The organism is Nonomuraea sp. NPDC050153 (assembly GCF_044460125.1).
Classification (GTDB): domain Bacteria; phylum Actinomycetota; class Actinomycetes; order Streptosporangiales; family Streptosporangiaceae; genus Nonomuraea.
In genome coordinates this window covers 128,187-147,142 of sequence record NZ_JBITJQ010000030.1, presented here as the reverse complement: position 1 = coordinate 147,142, position 18,956 = coordinate 128,187, and the positions used below count along the sequence as shown (strand labels likewise).

General features: G+C 73.0%; 18 protein-coding genes and 1 pseudogene. 7 read left to right on the top strand and 12 right to left on the bottom strand.

The genetic code is table 11. The features are described 5' to 3' along the window. Positions 1-10 precede the first annotated feature (10 nt). Positions 11-1,384, top strand: coding sequence for an RNA-guided endonuclease InsQ/TnpB family protein (locus ACIBQ1_RS46815; RefSeq protein ID WP_397287800.1), 1,374 nt, complete (start codon positions 11-13; stop codon positions 1,382-1,384). Positions 1,385-1,424: 40 nt separating this feature from the next. Here the strand turns inward: ACIBQ1_RS46815 and crcB are convergent, their stop codons facing one another. Beyond that, positions 1,425-1,781, bottom strand: coding sequence for a fluoride efflux transporter CrcB (gene crcB, locus ACIBQ1_RS46810; protein ID WP_397287798.1), 357 nt, complete (start codon positions 1,779-1,781; stop codon positions 1,425-1,427). Beyond that, positions 1,778-2,239 carry a CrcB family protein gene (locus ACIBQ1_RS46805; protein WP_397287796.1) on the bottom strand — a complete coding sequence of 154 codons (462 nt, stop codon included), beginning with the start codon at positions 2,237-2,239 and terminating at the stop codon, positions 1,778-1,780. The genes crcB and ACIBQ1_RS46805 overlap by 4 nt, the downstream gene beginning before the upstream one ends. Positions 2,240-2,311: 72 nt before the next feature. Between ACIBQ1_RS46805 and ACIBQ1_RS46800 the strand changes: the two genes are divergently transcribed. Beyond that, positions 2,312-3,025 (top strand): HNH endonuclease family protein, encoded by a 714-nt coding sequence (locus ACIBQ1_RS46800; protein WP_397287794.1) that lies wholly within the window; start codon positions 2,312-2,314, stop codon positions 3,023-3,025. Between the two features lie 8 nt (positions 3,026-3,033). Here the strand turns inward: ACIBQ1_RS46800 and ACIBQ1_RS46795 are convergent, their stop codons facing one another. Continuing rightward, positions 3,034-3,867, bottom strand: a complete 834-nt coding sequence (locus ACIBQ1_RS46795; protein WP_397287792.1) for a GDSL-type esterase/lipase family protein — start codon at positions 3,865-3,867, stop codon at positions 3,034-3,036. Positions 3,868-4,083: 216 nt separating this feature from the next. Between ACIBQ1_RS46795 and ACIBQ1_RS46790 the strand changes: the two genes are divergently transcribed. Continuing rightward, the gene (locus ACIBQ1_RS46790; protein ID WP_397287790.1) at positions 4,084-5,313 is read left to right on the top strand and encodes an isochorismate synthase MenF; all 1,230 of its coding nucleotides are present in this window, start codon (positions 4,084-4,086) and stop codon (positions 5,311-5,313) included. On the opposite strand, the gene ACIBQ1_RS46785 is transcribed toward ACIBQ1_RS46790, so the two are convergent. Beyond that, on the bottom strand, positions 5,314-5,934 hold the full coding sequence (locus ACIBQ1_RS46785) for a YigZ family protein (RefSeq protein WP_355377622.1): 621 nt from the start codon (positions 5,932-5,934) through the stop codon (positions 5,314-5,316). Positions 5,935-6,014: 80 nt separating this feature from the next. Between ACIBQ1_RS46785 and ACIBQ1_RS46780 the strand changes: the two genes are divergently transcribed. From ACIBQ1_RS46780 to ACIBQ1_RS46765, 4 genes are all read left to right on the top strand, one after another. Continuing rightward, positions 6,015-6,356, top strand: coding sequence for a hypothetical protein (locus ACIBQ1_RS46780; RefSeq protein ID WP_397287788.1), 342 nt, complete (start codon positions 6,015-6,017; stop codon positions 6,354-6,356). A 19-nt stretch (positions 6,357-6,375) separates the two neighbouring features. Next, positions 6,376-7,212, top strand: a complete 837-nt coding sequence (locus ACIBQ1_RS46775; RefSeq protein ID WP_397287786.1) for a metallophosphoesterase family protein — start codon at positions 6,376-6,378, stop codon at positions 7,210-7,212. Between the two features lie 122 nt (positions 7,213-7,334). Next, on the top strand, positions 7,335-7,922 hold the full coding sequence (locus ACIBQ1_RS46770) for an ArsR/SmtB family transcription factor (protein WP_397287784.1): 588 nt from the start codon (positions 7,335-7,337) through the stop codon (positions 7,920-7,922). Further along, the gene (locus ACIBQ1_RS46765; protein ID WP_397287782.1) at positions 7,922-9,214 is read left to right on the top strand and encodes an MFS transporter; all 1,293 of its coding nucleotides are present in this window, start codon (positions 7,922-7,924) and stop codon (positions 9,212-9,214) included. The genes ACIBQ1_RS46770 and ACIBQ1_RS46765 overlap by 1 nt, the downstream gene beginning before the upstream one ends. On the opposite strand, the gene ACIBQ1_RS46760 is transcribed toward ACIBQ1_RS46765, so the two are convergent. The 8 genes and pseudogenes from ACIBQ1_RS46760 to ACIBQ1_RS46725 form a co-directional block, all read right to left on the bottom strand. Further along, positions 9,215-10,843, bottom strand: a complete 1,629-nt coding sequence (locus tag ACIBQ1_RS46760; protein WP_397287781.1) for a hydantoinase B/oxoprolinase family protein — start codon at positions 10,841-10,843, stop codon at positions 9,215-9,217. Further along, a complete protein-coding gene (locus ACIBQ1_RS46755) occupies positions 10,840-11,361 on the bottom strand; it encodes a hypothetical protein (RefSeq protein WP_397287829.1) in 522 nt (173 codons plus the stop codon). The genes ACIBQ1_RS46760 and ACIBQ1_RS46755 overlap by 4 nt, the downstream gene beginning before the upstream one ends. Before the next feature lie 60 nt (positions 11,362-11,421). Then, positions 11,422-12,903: pseudogene (locus tag ACIBQ1_RS46750) on the bottom strand (hydantoinase/oxoprolinase family protein); the annotation flags it as partial. A gap of 111 nt (positions 12,904-13,014) precedes the next feature. Continuing rightward, positions 13,015-14,532: a PucR family transcriptional regulator gene (locus ACIBQ1_RS46745; protein ID WP_397287779.1), complete on the bottom strand. Its 1,518-nt coding sequence runs from the start codon at positions 14,530-14,532 to the stop codon at positions 13,015-13,017. Continuing rightward, complete coding sequence (locus ACIBQ1_RS46740; protein ID WP_397287777.1) at positions 14,529-15,581, bottom strand: DUF917 domain-containing protein; 1,053 nt, start codon at positions 15,579-15,581, stop codon at positions 14,529-14,531. Before ACIBQ1_RS46740 ends, ACIBQ1_RS46745 begins: the two co-directional genes overlap by 4 nt. Continuing rightward, positions 15,578-16,498: a hypothetical protein gene (locus ACIBQ1_RS46735; protein ID WP_397287775.1), complete on the bottom strand. Its 921-nt coding sequence runs from the start codon at positions 16,496-16,498 to the stop codon at positions 15,578-15,580. The genes ACIBQ1_RS46740 and ACIBQ1_RS46735 overlap by 4 nt, the downstream gene beginning before the upstream one ends. After that, positions 16,495-17,802 carry an MFS transporter gene (locus ACIBQ1_RS46730; RefSeq protein ID WP_397287774.1) on the bottom strand — a complete coding sequence of 436 codons (1,308 nt, stop codon included), beginning with the start codon at positions 17,800-17,802 and terminating at the stop codon, positions 16,495-16,497. The genes ACIBQ1_RS46735 and ACIBQ1_RS46730 overlap by 4 nt, the downstream gene beginning before the upstream one ends. 168 nt (positions 17,803-17,970) lie before the next feature. After that, positions 17,971-18,927, bottom strand: a complete 957-nt coding sequence (locus ACIBQ1_RS46725; protein WP_397287772.1) for an alpha/beta hydrolase — start codon at positions 18,925-18,927, stop codon at positions 17,971-17,973. Between the last annotated feature and the right edge of the window lie 29 nt (positions 18,928-18,956).

The window sequence follows — 18,956 nt, the reverse complement described above, 5'->3', positions numbered from 1 at the left end:
GTTCGAGTCGGTGAGACGTGAGCGTCCCGTGGGAGAGGGGGTGTTGCGCATGCTGGCGGGCCGGAAGTACCGCCTGGAATTCGACTTCGGGCAGCGGGCGTTCGCCGAAAGGCTGGGCGGGATCTGCCGGGCCGTGTGGAACACCGGTCTCGAACAACGGCGGGAATACCGGCGGCGCGGGGAGTGGATCGACTATGCCGAGCAGTGCAAGCAACTGGCCGAGGCCAAGAAAGACCCGTACTGCGACTGGCTCGCCGACGCCCCCGCCCAGGTGATCCAGCAGACCCTCAAGGACCTGGACCAGGCGTGCCGCAAGCATGGCACGTGGAAGGTGGCCTGGAAGGCGAAGGCGAAGTGGCGGCCCTCGTTTCGGTTCCCCACCGCGAAACACCTTCCCGTGGAGCGGATCGGCCGCAGGTGGGGGCGGGTGTTCCTGCCCAAGTTCGGGTGGACGCGGTTTCGGATGTCCCGCCCGCTCGGGGGAACCGTCAAGTCCGCGACCGTGTCCCGGGACGGCAGGCACTGGTTCATCAGCTTCCTGATCGACGATGGGATCGCCGAGCGTGAGGAACACGCGTGCCCTCAATGGGCGGGCGTGGACCGGGGGGTGGCCACGGCCGCCGTGACGTCGGACGGGGAGTTCTTCGACCGCCGCCACGCCGGGACCGACGGTGTCTCCTCCAGGCAGCCGCCACAGGACAGGAAACAGGACCGGGAGGACGACCTCGGGTATCTCACGCCCGGCCAAGCGGAACGGTATCTACGGCTGCAACGCCAACTCGCTCGCACGAAGAAGGGATCGAAGCGGCGCAAGACGGTCGTGGCCGCGATGAGTGCGATCATGCGGCGGGTCCGGTGGCGGCGTGCTGACTTCAACGCCCAGGCCGCGCACCGGCTCACCCGCATGTACGGGCACGTGGTCATCGAAGACCTGAACACCAAGGGCATGAGCGCGGCCGTCAAGCCCAAGCCCGACCCCGACCGGCCGGGCAGGTTCCTATGCAACGGCGCGGCAGCGAAGTCCGGGCTCAACAAGGCGATTCTCGGCAAGGGCTGGTACGGCCTGGAAGTCGCCCTCCGCTCCAAGGCCCGCTACACCGGCAGCGCCATCCATAAGATCAACCCCGCGTACACGTCCCAGACGTGCCCGGAACCTGCGTGCGGGAAGGTGGATGAGAAGAGCCGCAAGAGCCAAGCGATCTTCTCCTGCACTTCTTGCGGGCACACCGAGCACGCCGACATCGTCGGGGCGAGGAACATTAAGACCAAAGGACAGGCGGCCGGGCTGGTCGTCTCAGGGCGTGGAGACCCACCCGGGTCCGCGAAACGTCAAGCACCCCGTTCCACGGCACGGGCCGCGCAAGCGGCACGAGCTGCCGCATAGCGGCACGGGAATCCCCGTCCCTTCAGGGGCGGGGAGCAGGTCAAAGGGCTTGAGCCAGGGCCGCGCCGCAGAAGGCCGCGCCCAGCCCGGCCACCACGCCGGCGCCCGCGTTGGCCACCGCGTGGAAGCGGGCGCCCTCCTCGACCAGCCGCACCGTCTCGTACCCGAACGTCGAGTACGTGGTCAGCGCGCCGCAGAACCCGGTGCCCGCCAGCGCCATCACCCCGCCGCCGACCGGCAGCCCGGCCAGGAAGCCCAGCAGCGCCGACCCGGCCACGTTCACCGCCAGCGTCCCCCACGGGAACACCGTGTCGTGCCGCGCCTGCACGGCCCGGTCAGCGAGATACCGCAGCGGCGCGCCGACCGCCGCCCCCAGGACGATCAGCAATAACGTCATCGCACGCCTGCCAGCATCCTGGCGATCCTCCTGGTCAGCCACATGCCCGCCAGCACGGCCGCCAGCGCCGTCACCAGCGTGGCCGCCAGGTAGACCAGCCCCGTCAGCGCCGCTCCAGCCGCCACCGCCCGCTGAATGTCCACCACGTACGTGGAGAACGTCGTGTACCCGCCCAGCACCCCCACGCCCAGGAACGGCCGCACGAGCCGGTGCGCCGGCCGCACCTCCGTGATCACCACCATGAGCACGCCGATCAGCAGGCACCCGGACACGTTGACGAGGAACGTCGCCCAGGGGAAGTCCCCCGGCCCGGACGGCAGCGCCGACTGCAGGCCGTGGCGCGCCAGCGCGCCCAGCGCACCGCCGGCCGCGATCGCGACGAGCACGGGCCAGTGCAGCTCAGCGCGCTGCGCCGGGATGTGGAGATCGACGTCCGGGTCGATCGGACGATCAGTCACATAACCCTCCCCGTGTCAAAACACCGGATGCCGGGAATTTCTCTAGACAACCTTTGATGTTCGGAGGCCTGCTTGAGCACGAAGGACGCCATCGCCCTTCTAGCGGGAGCCATCATCGTCGTTTCCTTCGTCGGCGGCGCCAAGACTCCTCCGGCCACCGCCACCAGCCCCCTGGGCAACGCCGGCGGGACCAGGCCCGGCCTGGCACCCATCATCTCGAACGCCGACAAGGCCAGGGCACGTGCCCTCGTCAAACGGGTGCGCGTCAAGGGCCTCGGCCCCAACACCGGCTACGAGCGCACCCGGTACGGCGGCAACTGGGCCGACACCGCGACCGGGGTGCCGTACGCGCGCAACGGCTGCCGCACCCGCGACGACCTGCTGGCCCGCGACGGCCAGAACGTGAAGTACCGGGCGGGTTCCAGCTGCGAGGTCGTCTCCATGGAGCTGACCGACCCCTACACCGGCAGGACCATCCACTGGCACAAGGACAACCCGGACGCGGTGCAGGTCGACCACGTGGTGCCGCTGAACTACGCCTGGCGCATGGGCGCGCCGCGCTGGCGGATGTCCAAGCGGCTCGACTTCGCCAACGACCCGCTGAACCTGCTGCCCGTGGCCGGCTCCGCCAACGAGCAGAAGGACGCCTCCGGCCCGGCGAGCTGGTTACCGCCGCAGCGGCGCATCCGCTGCGCGTACGTCACCCGCTTCGCGCAGGTCGCGCTCAAGTACGACGTGCCCGTCACCCCGGCGGACAAGAGGATGATGCTGGCCCAGTGCCGGTGACGGATGGGCTAGCGCGGGTCGTCCCAGGTGAAGCCGTGCTCGAACGTCTGCTTCGCCAGGATCCGCTGTCCCTCCATGTTCGGGTGGAAGTAGTCCCACTTGCTGACGTGGTCGAGCGTGAACGGGAACGAGAACACCGCACCCCCGTCGCTGTGGCAGCCTGACCCGAACGCGGCGCACGCCTTGGCCGCGGCGCGGTTGTAGGCCATGACCCGCGCCCGCACCCGCTCGCGGCGGCCGGCGTCGGCGCGCTTGGTCGAGGTGGGGTTGGCGAGCATGCTCTGGCAGACGCGGCCGGCCGTCCAGAACGTCCGGGCGAGCGGCTGGGTCCTGCCCACCTGCCACAGCCGCCGCAGGTCGGGGATGCTGGCGACGAACACGCGGGCCTGCGGCATCCCGGCCCGCAGCTCGGCCAGCGCCGCGTCGATCCGGCTCCGGTAGGTGGTGACGGGCGTCATGTCCTGCTCGGTGGCCACGCACGCGTCCTGGGCGCCGACCAGGATCGTCACGTAGTCGGCCTTGGCGGCGACGGCCTTGCGCACCTGGCCGAGCAGGTCGGCGCTGGTGGCCCCGGGGACGGCGAAGGTGAGGTTGTGCTTCTGGAGCGTTCCTGACATGGCCGACAGGCGCAGGTAGTGGCTGCTCACCTCGTGGTTGTCGCCGGAGGACCACGAGCGCATGGGGCAGGAGACGTACCAGCCGCAGGCGTTGAAGCCGGTGGAGATCGAGTCGCCGAGCGCGGCCATGATCTCGGGGACGGGCTGGGCCGCGGCGGCCTGGGCCGGACCCGTGGCGGAGACGAGGAGCATTGCGGCGAGGACTGAGCCCAGGCGACCGATCATGGACTCAAGGTAGGAAGCGGATCAGCGGCTCACCATGACGTCCGGCGAGGTCTGTGATTTCCGGACCGACTTCATATCGCCGCTTGACAGCCCGACCCCGATGAGGATGGGGCAAATGAAGCTCAATGTCTGGTTTTATCCGGGTTCGTTGACCGTAACCTCGCATTCACGGGGGTCTGAGTCGAACGTGTTCAGTTCCCGCATAGAGTGTCTTGGGTGAGTGTCGCGCTCGGAACAACCCGCCCGCTACCGGTTCGCACCACCTCTGTCGGCGACCCGGGTGACCTGCTGGCATCCCTGCCCAGGACGGCGCCCTACGCCTGGGTCAAGAACGGCGAGGGCCTCGTCGGCTGGGGACAGGCCGCACGGGTGGCCGTGCCACCGGGTCCGGGCAGGTTCGCCTGGGCCCGCCAGTGGCTGGCCGGCGTGTTCGGCGACGCCCACGTCGACGACGCCGTACGCACCCCCGGCTCCGGCCCGGTCGCCTTCGGCAGCTTCACCTTCGACGAGGACGCCCACGGCTCCGTCCTCGTCGTCCCGCGCGCCGTGCTGGCCCGCCGCGACGGCCACGCCTGGCTCACCACGATCGGCGACGCCCCGCTGGAGACGTTCTCCCCCATCCGCGACCCCGGCCGCATCAGCTACGGCGACGGCAGCCTGAGCGCGCCCGAGTGGGAGCACGTCGTGGCCAGGGCCGCCAAGCGCATCCGCGAGGGCGAGCTGGAGAAGGTCGTGCTGGCGCGCGACCTGGTCGCCACCGCCGAGCGGCCCATCGACGTGCGCCTGCTGCTCACCCGGCTGGCCCGGCGCTATCCCGAGTGCTACACGTTCTCGGTCGCGGGGCTGGTGGGGGCCACTCCCGAGCTGCTGATCCGGCGTACGGGCCAGGAGATCGAGTCGCTCGTTCTGGCCGGCACCACCCCGCGCGGCATCGGCCCGGCCGACGACATCGCCCGCGGGGCGGCGCTGTTCGCCTCGCCGAAGGACCGGCACGAGCACGAGTGCGCCATCGCCTCGGTGCGCCAGACCCTGGCCCCGCTCTGCGCCTCGCTGGAGACGCCGGACGAGCCCGAGCTGCTGGTGCTGCCCAACGTCCAGCACCTGGCCAGCCACGTCACCGGGCGGCTGGCCGACGGGGCCTCCGTCCTCGACGTGGTCGCCGCCATGCACCCGACGGCGGCCGTCGGCGGCACCCCGACCCCCACCGCGATCGAGGTCATCCGCGAGCTGGAGGGCATGGACCGGGCCGGCTATGCCGGGCCGGTCGGGTGGATCGACGCCCACGGCGACGGCGAGTGGGGCATCGCGCTGCGCTCGGGGCTCGTCCAGGGCCGCCGGGCCCGGCTGTTCGCGGGCGGCGGCATCATGGGCGACTCCGACCCGGCCGCCGAGCTGGCCGAGGCCCAGGCCAAGTTCCGGGTCATGCAGTACGCGCTGGAGGGCTGATCAGCCGGGGACGTGGATCTCCTCGCCCACGTCCACCCGCGCCCGCCCGGCCGTGAGCGTGGCCACCCAGTCCGCGAACGGCGCCACCTCGTCCTCGCCCACGGAGACGGCGAAGGTGACCTCGCCCGCGTACGTCACCTCGCGCACCGGGTGGCGGGAGGCCCGCAGGTCGTTCTCCACCCGCCCGGCCTGGTCGTGGGCCACCGCGACGCGCACGACCCTGGCCGGCACCATCCGCACCGGCTCGGCCCGGTCGAGGGTCTCGGTCACGGCGGAGCCGTAGGCGCGCACCAGCCCGCCCGCCCCCAGCAGGGTGCCGCCGAAATAGCGGGTCACCACCGCCACCACGTCGCTGAACCCCCGGCCCACCAGGGCCTGCACCATCGGCGTGCCCGCCGTGCCACCCGGCTCGCCGTCGTCGTCGCCCTTCTGGACGCGCTGCCCGACGACGTAGGCGGTGCAGTTGTGGGTGGCGCCGGGGTGCTTCTGCCGCCGCTCGCCGATGAACGCGACGGCCTCCTCGACGCTGCGCGCGGGCGCCAGCGCGCAGATGAACCGCGAGCGCTTCGCCTCCGTCTCGTGCTCGACGACGGAGGTGAGGGTCAGGTACGGCGCAGGCACATTCGACAGGTTATGCCCTTGCCGGACGAACTCCGGAAGCTAGCATCTCGTCATTCCATCAGGACCTACAGGAGGGTCTCATGGACACTGTGAGCGACCTCATGCCCTTCGTCTCCTCGGCGATCGACGCCTACGGCGTGAGCGTGCTGGCCAGGACCCGCGAGCTGGGCGCCGATACGGGCGTGGCCCGCGGCACCCGCATCCTGCAGCGGGTCTTCGGCCGCGGTGACGCCGCGTCCAGACAGGTGATCGAGACGATGGCGAACGCCAAGCCGGACGACGAGCCGAGCCGAGCCGCGTTGAAACTGGCCATCATGGAGGCGTTCCTCGCCGACCCCCATCTGGCGCGCGAGGTCGCGGCGATGCTGCCCAGGAAGACGGATGACATGATCGTCACAGGGGAGAACGCCCCCGTCCCCTAGCGCGAAGGAGGGACACCCCTTGCCCAGCGAAGGCGGGAGCAGGCTGCTGGCCGTCAGCGATCTGCACGTCGGCTACGAGGACAACCGGGCCATCGTCCAGGAGCTGAAACCGGCCGACCCCGGCGACTGGCTGCTGGTCGCGGGCGACGTCGGCGAGCGGCTGGAGGACATCGCCTGGGCGCTGGGCCTGCTGGCCGCGCGGTTCGACCGGGTCGTCTGGGTGCCGGGCAACCACGAGTTGTGGACCCCGCCCGGGGACCCGCCGGAGCTGCGCGGCGTGGCCCGCTACGACCATCTCGTCGCCATGTGCCGCGGCCTGGGCGTGCTGACGCCGGAGGACGCGTACCCGGTGTGGGAGGGAGCGGGCGGGCCGGTCCGGATCGTGCCGCTGTTCCTGCTCTACGACTACACGTTCCTGCCGGCGGGCCATCTCACGAAGGCGAGCGGGCTGGCGTACGCGCACAGCACCGGCGTGGTCTGCACCGACGAGTACCTCCTGCACCCCGACCCGTACCCGAGCCGCGAGGCGTGGTGCCGGGCCCGGGTGCGCCTGACCAGGGAGCGGCTGGCCCGGCTGGACGACCTGCCGCTGGTCTTCGTGAACCACTATCCGCTGGTACGCGAGCCGACCGACGTCCTGCGCTACCCGGAGTTTGCCCAGTGGTGCGGCACGACCGCCACCAGGGACTGGCACACGCGCTACCCGACCGCCGCCATGATCTACGGCCACCTGCACATCCCCCGCGTCACCTGGTACGACGGCGTGCGCTTCGAGGAGGTGTCGCTCGGCTACCCCAGGGAGTGGCGCGCCCGGCCGGGCGGCCGCAAGCTCCTGCGCGACGTGCTCGTCACCTGACGGGGGCCCGCCCGCGCCCCCGCAGGTCGCGGCGGATGCCGTTGTTCGTCGGCCGAAAATCGCAAACACTTCTTCGCGAAGAAGTGTTTGCGAATAAGTGTTTGCGGTTTAGGCTGCGAGCCATGACGTCATCCCCCGACAGCGTGGTCGTCCTCGATGCCAAGGGCCTGCGCGCGCTCGCCCACCCCCTGCGGGTGCAGCTCGTCGACCTGCTGCGCAAGCACGGCCCGTCCACCGCCACCCGCCTGGCCGAGCGCCTGGGGGTGAACTCCGGAACGGCCAGCTACCACCTGCGCCGCCTCGGCGCCGCCGGGTTCGTGGAGGAGGACGCCGAACGCGGCAACGCGCGCGAGCGCTGGTGGCGCTCGGTCCACCGGACGACCCGGCTCATCGACGACGACAACAACCTGTCGGAGCGGGAGCCGGAGGCGGTGCTGGCGTACATGCAGTCCATCGCCGCCCTCTACAACCTGCGCACCCAGCAGGCGCTCAACGGACTGCAGACCATGCCGGCGCCGTGGCGTGGCGTGCTCGACCTCAGCTCCATCCCGTTCCGTCTCACCCTGGAGGAGGCGCGGCGGCTGCGCGCGGACCTGGCGGAGCTCTTCGCCCGCTACCGGCGCGACGGCGACGACGCCCCGCCGGACGCGGTGCTGGTCTACCTGATGACGCAGGTCATTCCCGAACTGGAATCCTCCGGGGAGGCGTGATGGAGCCGCGCGGGTCCTTACGGCCGATCGCCGGGGTGCTGACGTCCATAGCGGTGTCGATGACCGGGACGCGGGTGTCGGCCATCGCGCTGCCCTGGTTCGTGCTGACGACCACCGGCAGCGCGGTGTGGACGGGGCTGGTGGCGTTCGCGGAGATGGCGCCGTACGTGCTGGTCAAGGCGCTGACGGGGCCGCTCTTGGACCGGGCGGAGCCGCGCCGGATCTCGTGGGTCGCCGACGTCGTGAGCGCCTCGGCCGCCGCCGCGATGGTCGGGCTGCACGCGCTCGGCCTGCTGCCGCTGGGCATGATCGTCGCGCTGGTCGCGGTGATCGGCGCGGCCCGCGGGCCGGGCGACCTGGCCAAGGAGATCATGGTCCCGGAGGCGGCCGAACGCGGGCGGGTGCCGCTGGAGCGGGCCACCGGGCTGATGGGCGTGACGGAACGGCTGGCCACGACCGTGGGGCCGGGGCTGGGCGGCGCGATGGTGGCGCTGCTCGGCCCGCTGTCCAGCGTGGGCGTCAGCGCCGCCCTGTTCGCGCTCGGATCGGCGGTCGTGGCCGTGGCGCTGCCGCGCGGCCTCGGGCACCGCGCCCCCGCGCACGGCGAGGAGGAGGGATACTGGCGGCGGTTCGGGCAGGGCTTGGCGTTCCTGCGCGGCGAGCCGCTGCTGCTCGCGATGATCGTCATGGTCACCGCCACGAACCTGCTGGACGCGGCCTGGAGCCAGGTGCTCGCGCCCGTGTGGGCCAAGGAGTCCGGCCACGGGCCCGCCGTCCTGGGGCTGAGCGTCAGCGTGATGGGGCTGGCCGCGGTCGGGGGCAGCCTGGTGGCCGCGACGGTGGCGCACCGGATGCGGCGCAGGCCGGTGTTCTTCGTGGCGTTCCTGCTCGGCGGGCCGCCGAAGTTCCTCGTCCTGGCCGTGGACACGCCGGTGTGGGCGCTGGTGGCCGTGTGCGTGGTGATCGGGTTCAGCAGCGGCTTCCTCAACCCGATCCTGAGCGCGATCTCGTACGAGCGCGTGCCCCGGCACCTCCTGGGCCGGGTGGGCGCCATGCAGGGCGCGGTGATGTGGGCCGGCATCCCGCTGGGCGGGCTGCTGGGCGGGGCGGCGGTGACGGCGGCCGGCCTGGCGCCGGTGCTGCTGGCGTGCGGGGTCGCCTACGCGCTCGTCACGAGCCTGACCGGGCTGCGTCCCGAGTGGCGGGAGATGGACCGGCTGCGCGGCCAGGGCCCTCCCGCCGTACCAGCGCAAGAGGGGAGCGCTGGTACGGCGGGACGCTCCGGCGGGTGATCAGCCGGTGATCAGGCCCTGGGCCAGGTCGGTGGCCGTGGCCGCGTGGGAGCGGCGGCTGGCGGGGCCGTAACCGCCGCCACCGCCCGACTCGCAGCGCAGCACGTCCCCCGCCGTGACCGGCAGCGCGTTCACCTTGAGCATCTCGCGGGCGTCCGGGGTGCCCGGGTTGAGGGTGACGCGGGGCGGCGCGCCCGCCTCGCCGCCCGCCAGCCCCCAGGCCGGGGTGACCGAGCGCTCGAACCAGAGCGACAGCGAGGTGTCCCCGCAGAACTCGTACTCGCGCACCACCCCGTTCCCGCCCCGCCACTGGCCGGCCCCGCCGGTGTCGGGGCGGATCTCGTAGCGGCGCACGCGGACCGGGAACAGCGTCTCCAGCACCTCGATCGGCATGTCCCGCAGCGCGCCGTTGACGTTGTTGATCAGGCAGGTCTCGCCGTCGCCGCCCTCCCAGGCGCCCCAGCCGCCGACCGTGGCCTCCTGGGAGACGTACAGCTTGCCGGTGCGCGGGTCCGTGCCGGTGAACTGCACGATCATCGAGTCCCCGTACGAGGCCGCGGCCGCCTTGTCCGGCAGCACCGGCGCCAGCGCCTTGACCACCAGGTCGATGAGCAGCCCCAGATGCGAGTAGTAGTACTGGCAGGCGGCGGGCGACTCGGCGGCCAGCATGGAGCCGGGCCGGGTCTCGACCGACAGCGGGCGGAACGAGCCGCCGTTCAGCGGCACGTCGCCCGAGACCAGCAGCTTGTAGCCGACGCGGACGGCGGCCACGGCCTGGGCCGCGCCGCAGTTGACCGGGCCGAGCGCCTGGTCGGCGCAGTCGGTCAGGTCCACGTGCATCGACTCGCCCGACACCGCGACCGTGACGTTGACGGGCAGCGGGGCCCCGAGGTCGATGCCGTCGTTGTCCAGGAAGCCGGACGCCTCGTACACGCCGTCGGGGATGGCCGCGATGGCCGCGCGCTCCATGCGCTCGGTCTGGGCGAAGATCTCGTCGCGGGCGGCCAGCACCGTGTCCAGGCCCCACCGCGACACGATCTCCTTCAGCCGCCGCTGCCCCGTCATGGCGCAGCTCACCTGGGCGCGCAGGTCGCCGAGCGTGGCGTGCGGGAAGCGGACGTTGCGGGCGATCACCTCGTGCAGGTCGCGGCAGGGCGCACCGCCCGCGTACACCTTGACCGGGCCCATCCGCAGGCCCTCCTGGAAGATCGACGTGGAGTCCATGGAGCCGCCCGGGTCCTTGGAGCCGACGTCCAGCCAGTGCGCCCGCGACGCCGCGAACCCGGCCAGATCCCCGTCCACGAAGATCGGCCCGTAGACGGTGACGTCGTTGAGGTGGGTGCCGCCGATGTAGGAGTCGTTGAGCACCCACACGTCGCCCTCCTGCCAGACCTCCCGCCCGTACAGGCGCTCGGTCTCGCGGGTGCACACCTCCAGGTTGCCCAGGAAGATCGGCAGCCCGGACGACTGGCCCAGCACGTTGTGGTCGCGGTCGAGCAGCGCGACCGCGCAGTCCTTGGCCTCGTAGATGACGGGGGTGTAGGAGCTGCGGATGAGGGTGGTGTTCATGTCCTCGGCCGCCTGCAGCAGCGCGCAGCGGATGATCTCCGTGGTGACAGGGTCGATCAAAGGTTCACCTTCACGATGAGAAAGCCGTTGGGGTCCACGGTGGCCACGCAGCCGGGCGGGATGACCGTCGTCGCGGTCTCCTCGACCACGATCGCGGGCCCGGCCAGCTCACCGTCGAGGCTGGAGCGCCGCAGCACCGGGGTGCTGTGCACGGCGCCGTCGAAGATCACATCCCGTACGTACGCCGCCCGCTCCTCGGGGGCCTGCTGCGTGGCCGCGGCGGTACGCGGGAACGAGCCGAACCCGGTGCTGCGCAGCATGACGAACTCCACCGGCGCCTCCGGGGTGGCGTGCCCGTAGCGGCCGGTGTGCGCCTCGGCGTAACGGGCCGCGATCGTCTCGAGGAACCCGGGCCCGGCGGGCTCGGCGGCGTCGCGCAGCGGGATGGTCAGCGTGTAGTCCTGGCCCTCGTAGCGCATGTCCACGGCGTGCTCGACCCGGTGCCGTTCGTCGGGCACGCCCTGGGCGGAGAGCGCCGCCAGGGCATCTTCCTCCAAAGTCACGAAATTTCGGGACATGTCGGTGCCGTCGAGCGTGTCCTGCGACCGGAAGTACGGATGCGTCAGATCCCGGCGCACGTCGGCCTCCAGCATCCCCCACGCCGAGAACGCCCCGGGGAAGCGTGGCACCACGACCTCGGAGATCCCCAGCTCACGCGCGATGAACGCGGCGTGCATCGCCCCCGCGCCCCCGAACGCCACCAGCGCGAACTCCCGCGGCTCGATCCCGTGCTCCACGGTCAGCGTGCGGATCGCCTGCGCCATCTTGGCGTTGGCCACGTCGCAGATCCCCTCGGCCAGCAGCAGCGGGTCCATGTCCAGCTCGTCGGCCAGCGTGGCCACCGCCGTGCCCGCCGCCTCCACGTCCAGCGTCATCAGCCCGCCCGCGAACCAGGCCGGGTCCACCCGGCCGAGCGCCACGTTCGCGTCGGTCACCGTGGGCCGCACGCCGCCCCTGCCGTAGCAGGCGGGCCCGGGGACGGCCCCGGCCGACTCGGGCCCGACCCGCAGCGCGCCCGCCTCGGCGTACGCGATCGAGCCGCCGCCCGCGCCGATCGTGTGCAGGTTCACGATCGGCATGAGCACCGGGTAACCCTCGATGCCGGCCTCCGCGCTCACGTCCGGCCGCCCGTTCACCACCAGCGACACGTCGAACGACGTCCCGCCCATGTCGATGCAGATGGCGTTCTCCCCGCGTCCCTGCCCATCGACGCCGGGTCCGCGTCCCTGCCCATCGACGCCGGGTCCGCGTCCCATGAGCCGGGCCGCCGCCACCCCGCCCATCGTGCCGCCCACCGGGCCGGACAGCAGCGTCTACAACGGCCTGCGCATCGCGTACGAGGCGTTCACCAGCCCGCCCGACGACTGCATCACGTGCACCGGCACCGCCAGCCCCCGCTCGGCGAAGCGCCGCTCGATCCTGGCCAGGTAGCGGCGCACCACCGGCCCGGTGTACGCCTCCAGCACCGCCGACGAGGTCCGCTCGTACTCGCGCCACTCCCGCGCCACCTCGTGGGAGAGCACGACCAGCACGTCCTCGCCCAGCTCCGCGCGCAGGATCTCGCCCGCCCGCAGCTCGTGCGCCGGGTTCGCGTAGGAGAACAGCAGGCACACCGCCACCGCGTCGAACCCCTCCTCCCGCGCGCGCCGCGCCGCCGCCCGCACCGACTCCTCGTCGAGCGGCGCGAGTTCGCGCCCCAGGTAGTCCAGCCGGCCGCCCGCCTCCATCACGTCCTGGCGCGGGACCAGCGGCGCGGGCTTGCGGTACCGCAGGTCGAACATGCGGTCGCGGTTTCCCCTGGCGATCTGGTAGACGTCCCTGCCGCCCTGACCGGCCAGCAGCAGCACCCGGGCGCCCTTGCGCTCCAGCAGCGCGTTGAGTCCCTGCGTGGTGCCGTGCACGAAGAACGAGATCTCCGCCGGATCGTCGACGACCCGGCCGAGCGCGGCGAACACCCCCTCGGCCAGGTCTCCCGGGGTGGTGGGCGCCTTCGAGGCGGTGACCGTCCCGCTGCGTTCGTCGTAGCAGACGACGTCGGTGAAGGTGCCGCCGATGTCCATGGCGACGCGATAGCTCATGCGCTGCACCGTACGCCGACGGGGGCGCCGCCCGCATGTGCGGCCCGCACAGGGCGAGGGGTCCGTCAGTGCACCCCGCACGGGCGGGCGCGTTCAGCGGAGGAGGACGTGGCAGGCGAGTTGCAGAGCCAGGCGGGTGGCGGCGTCGTCCAGGTCGAAGCCCACGGATTTGATGCGCTCCAGGCGGGTGGTGATCGTGTTGCGGTGCACGCCCAGCCGTTCGGCCGCCTTCAGCGCGCCGCCCTCGTCCAGGACCGCGGCCAGCGTCTCCAGCAGCGTCCCGTCCTTGTCGACCGCCAGCAGCGGGCGCAGCACGACGGCGGCCGGAGTGCGCAGGACGCCGGTGGGCAGGGCGCCCAGCAGTTCGGCGGGGCCCATCCGGTCCGCGCGCGCCACCGCGCCCGCTCCCGCCACGAACGCCGCCGCCTCGGCTCCCAGCAGCGACTCCCCCACGGACCGCAGGCCCTCCATCCGCGCGCCCACCCCGGCGGCGCACGGCCAGGGCATCGTCCGCAGGCAGCGACCGAGGCGTTCGGCCAGCTCGCCGGGGTCCAGCGGCGACCATCCGGCCCAGCCCTCGCCCCTGGGCAGCACGGGGACCCGGCCCACGGCCGCGATGATGAGCGTCCCGGCCAGCGCGGCGTCGCCCGCCTCCACCGTCGGGCGGACCTGGTAGGCGGTCAGCGCGCCCTCGACGGGCCAGCCCAGCGCGATGGCCTCCGCCCGCGCCCCGCCCTCCTCCGGTCCGGCGGGCTCCTCGGGCTCCTGCCGGGCTTCGGCGAGCAGGCGTTCGGCCAGGGCCCGCTGCAGGGCGAAGTCGCGGGAGGCCCGCAGCCGCTCCTGGGCGGCCCAGGCCGTCAGCGGGGCCACCGCCAGCCCCAGCACGGTGCGCACGGCCGCGGGCCATCCCGGCGACCGCGACGACCCGCCGGCCACGAGCGTGCCCAGCACGCCGCCGTCCAGGTCGGGCACCTCCACCTCGGCCGACCACCGCGCCCCCGTCCCGCCCCCGGACCGAGCGCCCGCGTCCGGCTGGGCTCCCGCGTCGGGCCGGGCGCTCACATCCGCCCGTGCCCCGGCCAGATGCCGCCCGTACCGGTCGAGGAGGGTCACCGAGGTGCCGGGCAGCTCGGCGTTCAGGACGCCCAGCACGCGACGCGCCGAGGGACCGGCCTCGGCCAGGCGCGTGGCGCAGCGGGCCACGAGCTGGGTGCGGGCCGCCTCCGGGCGGGCGGCGGCCGAGGCGATCCGGACCGCGACGATCAGCGGATCCTCATCCACGAAGATCAGCGTGACGCCCAGCCGCTCCGCCAGCACCTCGCCGGAGCCCTCGCTCAGCCCGCCCGCCGGGGCGATCACGCACGCCGCCGCCTGCTCCCACGCCCGGCGGGTGGCCATCTCGACCGCCCACCCGCCGCCGGCCGCCGCCCCGATGAGGACCACCGCCGTGTGCGGCGCCACGGTCCCGAACACCGACAGCTCGTCCACGATGCGCACCTGGTGCACGGGGTTCTCGCCGGAGCCGTACATCCTGGCCCCGGCCAGCGGCCCGGCGTTGACCAGCTCGGCCACCGTGACCGGCGCCTCCCACCCCGCCCGCGGCCCCGTCACAGCGGGATCCCGAACGCGTGCAGCCCGCCCAGCTCCTGCCCCCGATCCGTGTGCCAGACCGGCGCGGCGTTCACGACCATGACGTCCACCTCCAGGCCGGGCACCGCCTTGTCGACGTCCACGACCATCCCGTCGGCCGTGGAGATCATGCAGATCTGGTCCGGCGTCATCGCCACGGCGGCCCCGTCGGCCAGCGCGAGCACGATCTCGTTGTGGGCCTCCAGCCGTACCAGCCGGCGCAGCCCCTCCGACTCCTGCACCACGATGCTGGAGGGCAGCGACGGCAGCGGCAGGTCGGCGCCGTGCCCCGTGCTGCCCTCCACCGCCAGGATGCGTCCCCTGCACAGGGTCCGCACGCCGAACGGCGCCGCGGCCGAGCGGGGCGCCCCTGGCTCGCCCGCCCGCAGCAGCAGGCTCACCGTCCCGGGCACGAGCACCCGCGCCAGGTCACCGGCCGTCATCGGGTAGCAGGCCGCCACCGCCCACCCGCCGACCGACAGCACGACGGGACGCATCAGCTCCTCCACCCGGCCGCCGTCCGTCTCCAGGAGCACCAGCTCGCCCGATCCGCCCGCCAGCGCCACCGGGGCCGGGCTCATCCCGCCCAGCGCGTACGTCGTCTGCTCCAGCAGCGGGAAGACCCGCCCCGTGCCGTCGCCGTCCACCAGCGGCACCCCCAGCTGGGCCGCCGCGATGAGCGGGACGAGGGCGTTCTCGGCGGCCAGGTTGAGCGCGACCACGGCCCCGGCCCGCCGCTCCAGCCTGCGCTCCAGCGCCCGCACGGCACGGGCGGGCTCGTCGCCCCTCGGCAGCTGCTCCCCCAGCGCGGTCGTGGACCCGACCAGACTGATCGCCACGCACAGGGTGTCCGGCGCCAGCTCTCCGGCCGCCACCAGCCCGACGCCCGCCCCGATCACCGAGCCCGCCCAGTCGAGGGCGAGGGCGTGCGCCGACTCCGCCGCCCCCGTCGCGAACATCCTCGCCCCCGCCGAGAACCGCCCGAGCCCGGCCTCGTCGATCACCACGGCCTCGTCTCCCCGCGGGTTCACGGCATCGTCCCCTCGGCCGTCACCCGCACCCGGTAGAGCCCGTCCGGCAGGTACGACAGCGGGTTCACGGTCGTCTCCGCGATCCTGGCCGACCCGGGCAGGGCGCCCGCGCTGACCACGCGGGTGAGCGCCTCGTCCCTGGCGTCCTGGAGCACCCGGTCCAGCTCCGCCCGTCCCCGCGCCTGCACGATCCGCTCCACCTGCGCCTCCGGCCGTCCGATCGCCGCCCCGTACGCCGCCGCCACCTCCTCGGGCACACCGGGCAGCACCACCCGCCCCCGCGCCAGGCTCGCCGTCCCGCCCAGGTCGCAGGCCAGCGGGTAGCGCCGGAAGTAGTGGGCCGACACCAGCCCGCCGCCCGACCTGGCGAAGAACACCGGCACCCCCGGCAGCTCCCGGGCCGCCTCGTCGGCGATCCGCCCCGCCTCGGGGCCGAGCGCCGCGTTGCGGATCGTGCTCTCCTCGCGCTCGCGCAGCCCCGGGAACCCGAACTCGTACGACAGCGTGATCCGCGCCTCCGGCACCGTGGCCGCGATGATCGCCGCCACGGCCAGCTCGTGATCGGCCAGCATCGGCGAGCCGGTCGCGGTGACCGCGAAATCGGTCAGCCCGCACGTGGCGGCGAAGCTCCGGACCGCCTCGGTGTCCAGCGGCGCCAGCACGCGTCCGGTGAGGCTGTGGCCGCCGCGCACGATCGTGGCCGCCCCCGAGCCGACGCGCGGGCGCAGCGCCTCCGGGCACGGCCCGCCCACCCGGATGGCGGCCACCGGGGCGGTGGCCACGTCGCCCAGGTCCACCGCCACGCACGCACGCGCCGCCGCGCGGGCGGCGGCGCGGCTCACCGGCCATTCGGGCGCGCCGTCCCTGACGGCCACCAGCACCGGTGCGGGCCGTGCGAGGGCGACGCCGAGGATCACTCCAGCTCGCGTCCTTCCGTCTCCGGCAGCGGCACGGCCAGCAGCGCCGTGGCCACCATGAACGCGTTGATGATCAGCATGGTAGCGGTGAACCCGGTGGCGTGGGCCAGCAGCGCCCCCACCGCCGACGGCGCCACGGTGGTGGCCACGAGCTGCGCGGCCGTGGCCCACGAGTAGCCGGTGCCGCGCAGGGCGGTCGGGTAGAACTCGCCGTTCCAGGTGTTCCAGACGCCCCAGGCGCCGAGGCTGAAGAACGACAGCACGAAGTTGCCGAGGTAAAGGCCGGTGGTGGTGGAGGCGGTGGCGAACCAGATGCCGCCGAGCAGCGCCGCCACGACGTAGACGAGGAAGACCTTCTTGCGGCCGAACCGGCCGGTCAGCAGCGAGGCGCTCACGTACCCGGGGATCATCATCAGGGCGCTCAGCGCCGCGAACCCGAGGGAGGCCGACAACGTCAGCCCCTTCTGCTGCAGCAGCGTCGGCAGCCACGTCTGCAGGCCCCAGTAGCCCCAGTTGAAGACGAAGTTCAGCAGCAGCATGACCACGGTGATCCGGGCCAGCCCGCCGCGGAACAGGTCGAGCGGCCGTCCCACCCGCTCGCTCGCCACCGTGAAGGTGGCCTCGGAGTCGGGGCTGTCCAGCGCACGCAGCACCGCGCGCGCCTCCTCCTGGCGGCCCCGGGCGGCCAGCCAGTACGGCGACTCCGGCACCCACGCCCTGATCGCGAACGCCCACAGTCCCGCCGCCGCGCTGGCGATCACCACGACATGCCAGCCCAGGCCGCCCAGCGTCGTCGACGCCCCGATCGCGGCCAGCATGCCGATCGGCCACCCGATCGACAGGTAAACCGCCGCCCGCCCGCGCGAGCGGGTCGGCAGCAGTTCGAGGAAGTACGGGAACGTGATCGTGTAGACGCCGGCCAGCGCCAGCCCGGAGGCCACCCGCAGCCCCACCAGCGCCGCCAGGTTCGGCGCGAACGCCGAGGCGAACGCGATCACCCCGTACGCCAGCAGCGACCAGAACGCGACCGGCTTGCGCCCGGCGCGGTCGGCCACCGGCCCCCACACCAGCACGCCGGGGATCATGCCGAAGGCGACCGCCGACAGCACGACGCCGACCCCCGTCTCGTCGATCCCGAAGGCGGTGCCGAGGTCGCCGGAGACGTAGACGAGGGCGAGCTGCTCCCACGACTCGATGACGAACGCGATGAACAGCGCGAGCGCGATGAGCACGTGCCTGCGGGTGAACGGCATCCGATCGAATGCCGCGCCGATGGGGATCGTTCGGGAGTCGACGGCGGTCATGGAAGCTCCTCGGAGGGGGGCGCTGAGTATGGCCGCACCATAGGGCCGCCCTGGTCCGGCGCTCCTGTGCAGGCCGCACTGGCGGGCCGCCCGATCTGTGCGGCCCGCCCTGCGTCGCCGGCCGGCGGCGTAATAACGGCCCCGGGGGAACCGCCGCGGGCGCGTAGATCAAGACTCGATCCAGCGCCGCAGCATGCTCGTGGCCAGTGTCATGGCCGCCCGGCAGGCGTGCGTGCCGCGCAGTTTGTCGAGCATGACGAAGTCGTGCACGATACCGGCCATCCGCACCGCCGTCACGTCGTTGCCCAGCTCGCGCAGCCGCGCCGCGTACAGCTCGCCCTCGTCGCGCAGCACGTCCGCCTCGCCCGTGATGATCAGCGCGGGCGGCTGGCCGCGCAGCTCCTCCGATCGGGCCCGCAGCGGCGAGGCGTGGCTCTCGGCCCGCTGGGAGGACTCGGGGGTGTACTGGTCCCAGAACCACTTCATGCCGTCGCGGTTGAGGTAGTAGCCGGAGCCGAACTGCCGGTAGGACTCGGTGTCGAAGTTCGCGTCGGTGACCGGGTAGAACAGGCACTGCCCGCGCAGCCGCACGAAGTCGAGCTTCCTGGCCATCATGGCCAGCACGGTCGCCATGTTGCCGCCGACCGAGTCCCCGCACACCGCCATCCGCGCCGGGTCCAGGTCCTTCTCCTTGCCGTGCTCGGACACCCAGCGGGCGGCGGCGTAGTTCTGCTGGATCTGCGTCGGGTACTTCGCCTCGGGAGCGCGGTCGTACTCCGGGAAGACGACGGCGGCCCCGCAGCGCACGGACAGCTCCCGCACCAGCCGGTCATGGGTGTGGGCGGAGCCGAACACCCAGCCCGCGCCGTGGATGTAGAAGATGACGGGCATGGTCCCCTTGGCGCCCTTGGGCCTGACGATCCGCACCGGCACCAGGCCTGTCGGGCCGCCCTGGACCTGGATCCACTCCTCGTCGATCTCCGGCTTGGGCACGTCCGGGTCGGACTGGAGCCGCTCCAGCGCCTCGCGACCCTCCTCGGGCGGCAGCTCGTAGATGAACGGACGCCGTGCGGTGGCGTCGGCGAACTCCTGCGCCGCCGGCTCCAGCACGACCCGCTTGATCATTGTGGTCACGATGACCCCCCGGGGTGAAT

Bases quoted from the DNA above. Each gene is read 5' to 3' on its own strand.
- crcB (WP_397287798.1), bottom strand. From the start codon at position 1,781: ATGACGTTATTGCTGATCGTCCTGGGGGCGGCGGTCGGCGCGCCGCTG.
- ACIBQ1_RS46795 (WP_397287792.1), bottom strand. From the start codon at position 3,867: ATGATCGGTCGCCTGGGCTCAGTCCTCGCCGCAATGCTCCTCGTCTCC.
- ACIBQ1_RS46780 (WP_397287788.1), top strand. From the start codon at position 6,015: ATGGACACTGTGAGCGACCTCATGCCCTTCGTCTCCTCGGCGATCGAC.
- ACIBQ1_RS46770 (WP_397287784.1), top strand. From the start codon at position 7,335: ATGACGTCATCCCCCGACAGCGTGGTCGTCCTCGATGCCAAGGGCCTG.
- ACIBQ1_RS46765 (WP_397287782.1), top strand. From the start codon at position 7,922: ATGGAGCCGCGCGGGTCCTTACGGCCGATCGCCGGGGTGCTGACGTCC.
- ACIBQ1_RS46755 (WP_397287829.1), bottom strand. From the start codon at position 11,361: ATGTCCCGAAATTTCGTGACTTTGGAGGAAGATGCCCTGGCGGCGCTC.
- ACIBQ1_RS46730 (WP_397287774.1), bottom strand. From the start codon at position 17,802: ATGACCGCCGTCGACTCCCGAACGATCCCCATCGGCGCGGCATTCGAT.
- ACIBQ1_RS46725 (WP_397287772.1), bottom strand. From the start codon at position 18,927: ATGATCAAGCGGGTCGTGCTGGAGCCGGCGGCGCAGGAGTTCGCCGAC.